The sequence below is a fragment of the Bradyrhizobium sp. WSM4874 genome (assembly GCF_055811835.1).
Genome location: NZ_JBVVPR010000217.1, coordinates 1 through 421, shown reverse-complemented (window position 1 = coordinate 421; position 421 = coordinate 1). Strand labels below are relative to the sequence as shown.

The 421-nt window shown below is 60.3% G+C and carries 1 pseudogene; it reads left to right on the top strand.

Annotated elements, in window-relative coordinates:
- Positions 1-421 (top strand): annotated as a pseudogene (locus AC0L3P_RS40095) (ISL3 family transposase); the annotation flags it as partial.

Sequence of the window (421 nt, the reverse complement as noted above, 5' to 3'; positions counted from 1 at the left end):
GGCTCGATGTTCAGTGGGCCGCTGGTCATTGTAATGGCGCCGACCTGTGGCGTTGCCTCAAGGCGCAGGGATTTAGAGGCTCGGTGCGAGTCGTTACCGAATGGGCGACACGCCGTCGGCGTGCCGAAATGCCCGATGCTCAGAGCCTGCAGCGCGTACCGTCCGCGAGAACTATCGCCCGCCTGATGACCAATGGCCGCGATACACTATCAAGGTCAGAGACCGTCACCATTGCGGCGATCGAGCAAGGCGTTCCTCTTCTGGTGGAAGCTCGAGAGATCATAGCCGCTTTCCATGCGATGATCCGCAAGAAGGCTCACATAGAGCTCGAACCATGGTTGGAACGGGCACGCGCAAGCCTCGTCATGTCTTTCGCCAACGGCGTCATCAAGGACAAGGCCGCCGTCAGCGCAGCGATCAC